Genomic DNA, 5,000 nt, shown 5'->3' with positions numbered 1-5,000 from the left:
GGGGCCCTCCGGGTGTGCGGGGGAGGCCGGTCAGGACTCGCCGACCTTCTTGGTCACGCCGAAACCGACGAGCAGGCCGGCCGCGGTGAAGACCACCGAGATGAAGTCGAACTCGGACTTCCACGCCGCCCACAGGATGTCGAAGTGCTCGGTGAACGCCTTCACCGTCGACATCTCGCCGTCGGTCGCGTCGCTGAGCGCCATCGCGTAGGCCAGGAACTCGCCGAGGAACAGGCTGAACACGGCGAAGACCGCACCGACGAAGGGCAGCGCCGGGTTCTTGCCGCCGATCTTGCCGATGGTGAAGCCGACCAGGGCGGCGATGCCGATCACGGCCCAGTTGAACTCGCGCTCGGTGGACTTCATGACGAAGCCGTAGACGACGGCGGCGACCACGGCCACGGCCAGGCCGGTCAGGACCGCGACGGGCACGTTCTTCGGGCCGGCCGGCGCCTGCCCCATCGCCATCGGGGCGGCCGTGCCCCAGGGCTGGCCGGGAGCGCCCTGCTGCGGCGGGACGCCGTAGCCCGGGGCACCGGGGGCCTGCGGGGCGCCGGGAGCCTGCGGGGCGCCCCAGCCCTGGGCGGGCGGCTGGCCCTGCGGCGGGGCCGCGGGAGCGGCGTACGGGTTGTTCGGGTCGGGCGTGCTCATCGCGGTCTCCCCCGTTTGGTGGTTGGTGTCAAGAGCGCGCAGAGGCTAGCAGGCCGAGCGGACAGTCGAACAGTCCCGTGCTGCCGGGCGAGGGGGCGGGTGGCCGGGGAGGGACGGGACAGGGGATGATGGGTGTCCGGCGTGCGACCGCCACCTCCGGTGGTCCGACATGCCGTCAGGCCACGGCCGGGATGCCCGCCGCCGGCCGCAACACCATGGGGGAGAGCGCACCGTGACGCAGCCGCAGGAACCGACCGGCCGACTGCTGGCGGACCGCTACCGGCTCGGCGAGGTGCTCGGACGCGGCGGCATGGGCACCGTCTGGCGGGCCGAGGACGAGATGCTGGGCCGGATCGTCGCGGTCAAGGAACTCCGGATGACCGGCACCGTCGACGAGATCGAGAAGCACCGGCTGGTCGTCCGCACCCTGCGCGAGGCCAAGGCCACCGCGCGGATCCGGCACGCCTCCGCCGTCACCGTCTTCGACGTGGTCGAGGAGGACGACCGGCCGTGGATCGTGATGGAACTGGTGGCCGGCCGGTCGCTGGCCGACGTGGTCGCCGAGGACGGCCCGCTCGCCCCCGAACGGGCCGCGCAGATCGCCCTCGACCTGCTCGGCGTGCTCGGCGCCGCGCACGCCCAGGGCATCCTGCACCGGGACGTCAAACCGTCGAACGTGCTGATCGGCGAGGACGGGCGCACCGTGCTCACCGACTTCGGCATCGCCAGCGTCGAGGGCGACACCTCCATCACCTCCACCGGCATGCTGGTCGGCGCCCCCTCGTACATCGCCCCCGAACGCGCCCGCGGCAAGCTGCCCGGACCGCCGTCCGACCTGTGGTCGCTGGGCGGCACGCTGTACGCGATGGTCGAGGGCGTCCCGCCGTACGACCGGGGCGACGCGCTGGCCACCCTCACCGCCGTGATGACCGAACCGCTGCCCGCCCCGCGCAACGCCGGGCCGCTGCGCCGCGTCATCGAGGGCCTGCTGGAGAAGGACCCGGCCGAGCGGATGGACGCCGGCACGGCCCGGCCGCTGCTCGAACTGGTCGCCGCCGGGAAGCCGCTGCCGGACGCCGAGACGGTGGCCGTCCCGGCCCCGCCCGCCCCGCCGGCCCCGTCGGCCGCGGCCGCGCCGCCCGAGCGGACCGCCGAAGTGCCCGCCGCGGAACGGCCGTTCGGCGGGCGGCGGCGCGCGGTACTGGCCGGCGCGGCGCTGGCCGCGGTGCTCGTGCTGGTCGCGGCGCTGGTGGCGTTCTGGCCCGAGGGAGGGGACGGCGGCGCCACGGCCTCCCCGGGCGGGACGACGGCGCCGGCGGCGGCGCCGCCGGCGAGCCCGGCGGGGACCGGGCCGGCGTCCGCCCCGCCGTCGGACCCGGTTTCGCCCTCGGCCTCGCCCTCGCCCTCGCCCTCGGCGTCCAAGGGGCAACTGCCCGCCGGGTACAAGGTGTACAAGGACGCGTCCGGGTTCAGCATCGCGCTGCCCGAGTGGATGACCGACCAGGGGCCGGACTACCGCTCCACCAGCCGGCGCTTCGAGGGGCGCGGCCTGCGGCTGGTCGTCGACTGGCAGAGCCCCGCCGGGGACAGCGCGCTGAAGGACTGGCAGGCGTCCGACCGCAACGCGAAGATGACCAACTACCGCAAGGTCAGGGTGGAGGCCATCTCCTACCGGGACTGGAGCAACGCCGCCGACTGGGAGTGGACGTACACCGGCAAGGCCGGCACCCTGCTGCACTCGCTCAACCGCGGCTTCGTCACCGGGGGCGGCAAGTACGGGTACGCGATCTACTGGACCATGCCCGAGGAGATCTGGACGGCCCCGGAGGGCTCGCAGGCCCGGCAGGTCTCGTTCGAGAGCTTCCAGCCCGCGCCGTAGCGGAGCCGGCACCCCCTCCGGGGGCGGCTCCGGCGCGGGCGGGGCGGCGGGCCGGGGCGGTGGGGCGGCTTCCGCTAGTGGGGGGAAAGCGCGCACCGGGCGGCCGCGGGGGCGGGCGGGGGCCGTACGCTGGCGGGACGACGGCGTGAGGAACAGGCATGCGAGCGGAGCCGGGGCAAGTGGTGGCCGGGCGGTACCGGGTGACGGACCGTCCGCAGGACGAGGCCGGTGTGCTCGCGGTGGACGTCCACGGCGGGGCGCGGGTGCGGTTGTTCGGGCTGGAACTGCCCGAACTGCTGGTGCCGGGCCACCCGGTGGGGGAGCCCGCGCCGTCGTACGGGCCGCGGGTGACCGCGCGGGTCGCGCAGGTCGCGGCGGCCGCCGGGGCGCACCCGCGGCTGCTGCGGGGGCTCGCGGCCGGGCCCGAGGACGAGGTGCTGTGGGTCGCCGAGGAGGCGGTGGCGGGGGTGCCGCTGGAGCGGCTGGCGGGTGACGGGCCCGTCCCGCCGTACCGGGTGGCGGAGATCGGGGCGGACCTGGCGGGGGCGCTGCGCTCACTGCACGAGGACGGTCTGACGCACGGGAACCTGACCCTGCGCACGGTGCTGGTCTGCGAGGACGGCGCGGCGATGCTCGGCGGCCTGCTGCTGGGCGCCGCCGAGGAGGAGCTGTGCGCGGCGCTGGGCGGCGAGGTGCCGCGCCGGGTGTACGAGACCCGGGCGCTGATGCTCGGACCGCTCGCCGAGCGCTGGGCGATCGACCCGGGCGCCCCCGCGGACACCTGGGCGCTGGGGGTGCTGCTGTACCGGCTGCTGACCGGCCGCGGCCCGTACCCGGAGGACGACCTGCCGACGCTGCTGGCGGCCGTCCGGGACGGGCGGCACCGGCCCGCCGACGGGTGCGGGCCGCTGCGGCCGCTGGTCGAGCGGCTGCTGCAGCCGGACGCCGCGGCCCGGCCGGCCGCGGAAGCCGTCCAGCGGGAGCTGCGCGAACTGCTGCTGTTCGCACCCGAACCGGGCCCGGACGGCCCGCCCGACCCGCTGCTGCCGGTGCCCCGCCCGGCGGCGGGCCCGCTGGTGCCGCACCCGCGCGGCCGGCGCCCGGCCCGGTCCGCGGAGCGGGGGACGGACCGTCAGGCCCCGGCGCGCGCACCGCGGATACCGCCCCGGATGCTCGGGCCGCTGGTGCTGGGGGGCGTGCTGGTGCTGCTGGCCGCGGCGCTCGCCGGGATCGTGGCGGTCGCAGGCTGAGAGTGGCCGGTCACGGTGCGATTCGTAGCCCGGGGTGCGATTCCCGGGCGGCCCCGTGCAGCCTAGGCTTGCCTCCTGAACCGTCGGTGCGAGCAGGCACACGGTCTGCGAGGACCCCGTCCGACCGGCGGTGGGGGAGCGAAGGGGGGTGCGGTCATGGGCGCACAGGACCAGTCGACCGGCCGTCTGCTGGCCGGGCGGTACGCGCTCGGCGAGCGTCTGGGGCGCGGCGGGATGGGGACCGTCTGGCGTGCCAGGGACGAGATGCTGGACCGGGAGGTGGCCGTCAAGGAACTGACGGTCAGCCACCTCTCGGAGGAGGACCTGGAGATGCTCCAGACCCGGATGAAGCGGGAGGCCAGGGCCGCGGCCCGGATCAAGCACCCGGGCGTGATCACCATCCACGACGTGCTGGAGCAGGACGGCCGGCCGTGGATCGTGATGGAGCTGGTGGACGGCCGCGCGCTGTCCGACGTGATCACCCAGGACGGCACGCTGACGCCCCGGGAGGCCGCCGACGTCGGCCTCCAGGTGCTCGCCGCCCTGCACCGCGGCCACCAGCTGGGGGTGCTGCACCGCGACGTCAAGCCCGCCAACGTGCTGCTGGAGCACGGCACCGGCCGGGTCGTGCTGCTCGACTTCGGCATCGCCAAGTTCGAGGGCGCGATGGACATCACCCGCCCCGGCGACCTGGTCGGCTCGCCCGACTACCTGGCCCCGGAGCGGGCCCAGGGCCAGCGGCCCGGACCGGCCTCCGACCTGTGGGCGCTCGGCGCGACGCTGTACCACGCGGTGGAGGGCGAGTCGCCGTTCCGCCGGGACAACCCGCTCAGCACGCTCACCGCCGTCGTCGACGAGCCGCTGCCCACCCCGCGCCGGGCCGCCGGGCTCGGGCCGGTGCTGGCCGCGCTGATGGCCAAGGACCCGGCCGAGCGGCCCGGCGCCGACGAGGCCGGCCGGATGCTGCGCGAGGTCGCCGACGGGCACACCGTCAGCTTCCGGGTGCCCGAGCAGGCCGGCGCGTCCCGGCTGCCCACCCAGCTGGTCCCGGTGGTCGACCGGGTCGCGGAGGCGGCGCCCGCCGGGCCGGCGGCCGAGGCGGCCACCGAGCCCGGCCCGGCGGCCCCGGCACCACCCGTCGCGCCCGCCGCGCCCGTGCCGTCGGCCGTCGGACCCGTGCCGTCCGCCGCGGTGGCGCCGCCCGCACCGCCCGCGCCGCC

The 5,000-nt window shown here is 76.6% G+C and carries 4 protein-coding genes; 3 read left to right on the top strand and 1 reads right to left on the bottom strand.

What is annotated here, in order from left to right; all coding sequences use genetic code 11:
* Positions 1–30 precede the first annotated feature (30 nt).
* A complete protein-coding gene (locus ACFUEL_RS34945) occupies positions 31–651 on the bottom strand; it encodes a hypothetical protein (protein WP_380241474.1) in 621 nt (206 codons plus the stop codon).
* Positions 652–883: 232 nt separating this feature from the next.
* Here ACFUEL_RS34945 and ACFUEL_RS34940 point away from each other — a divergent pair, with 232 nt between their 5' ends.
* From ACFUEL_RS34940 to ACFUEL_RS34930, 3 genes are all read left to right on the top strand, one after another.
* Positions 884–2,530: a serine/threonine-protein kinase gene (locus tag ACFUEL_RS34940; RefSeq protein ID WP_380241472.1), complete on the top strand. Its 1,647-nt coding sequence runs from the start codon at positions 884–886 to the stop codon at positions 2,528–2,530.
* A 158-nt stretch (positions 2,531–2,688) separates the two neighbouring features.
* A complete protein-coding gene (locus ACFUEL_RS34935) occupies positions 2,689–3,780 on the top strand; it encodes a protein kinase (RefSeq protein WP_380241470.1) in 1,092 nt (363 codons plus the stop codon).
* Positions 3,781–3,936: 156 nt separating this feature from the next.
* On the top strand, positions 3,937–5,000 hold a 1,064-nt coding region (locus tag ACFUEL_RS34930; RefSeq protein WP_380241468.1), incomplete at its 3' end, for a serine/threonine-protein kinase.

The organism is Kitasatospora sp. NPDC057198 (genome assembly GCF_042670125.1).
Classification (GTDB): Bacteria; Actinomycetota; Actinomycetes; order Streptomycetales; family Streptomycetaceae; genus Kitasatospora.
The sequence above is the reverse complement of the archived record's forward strand: the minus strand, read 5'-3'. Positions and strand labels throughout refer to the sequence as shown.

Coding starts and splice junctions, on each gene's coding strand:
- ACFUEL_RS34945 (WP_380241474.1), bottom strand. CDS start 651: ATGAGCACGCCCGACCCGAACAACCCGTACGCCGCTCCCGCGGCCCCG.
- ACFUEL_RS34935 (WP_380241470.1), top strand. CDS start 2,689: ATGCGAGCGGAGCCGGGGCAAGTGGTGGCCGGGCGGTACCGGGTGACG.